The organism is 'Chrysanthemum coronarium' phytoplasma, assembly GCF_000744065.1.
GTDB lineage: Bacteria > Bacillota_I > Bacilli_A > Acholeplasmatales > Acholeplasmataceae > Phytoplasma > Phytoplasma asteris.
The window spans coordinates 1-520 of sequence record NZ_BBIY01000167.1 but is presented as its reverse complement, the minus strand read 5'-3'; the positions used below and the strand labels follow the sequence as shown (position 1 = coordinate 520).

The 520-nt window shown below is 26.7% G+C and carries 2 protein-coding genes; both read left to right on the top strand.

The genetic code is table 11. The annotated features are described in order from the left end of the window. Positions 1-277 (top strand): DUF2963 domain-containing protein (locus OYV_RS04335; protein WP_042068510.1); only part of this gene is annotated, 277 nt, incomplete at its 5' end. A gap of 27 nt (positions 278-304) precedes the next feature. Then, positions 305-520 (top strand): DUF2963 domain-containing protein (locus tag OYV_RS04330; protein WP_042068509.1); only part of this gene is annotated, 216 nt, incomplete at its 3' end.

Sequence of the window (520 nt, the reverse complement as noted above, 5' to 3'; positions counted from 1 at the left end):
TTTTTATCAATTTGACGGAAAAACTATTGAATGTATCGCGGAGTACGATAAAGGTACTTGCAAACTAGTTAAAGATACTACTTATCAATCTGATGGTAAAACTATTAGAAAAATAAATGAATACAATCAATCTACTGGTGAATCGATTAAAGACATTTATTATCAAATTGATGGTAAAACCATTGCTTATGTAAATGAATACGATGATAACGGAACACTAATCCAAACAATATATTACAACGACGATGGAACTGTTAAAGATATCATTAACTTTTAAAATCAAAAAAATAAAAAGGAGAAAAAAATGAAAACAACCAAAAAAGAATTTATTGATGATTATGGAAGTAAAGTGATTCAAAAATACAACGCCAAAAAACAATTAATCGAAGAAATACATCATTATCGTGGCGATGGTCCCATCAATTATATTATTCAATATAATCCATTCACTGGTCATAAATTAAAACAAACGAAATATCATCAAAATTTCTTGGTCGATCAAATTATTAAATACGATAAA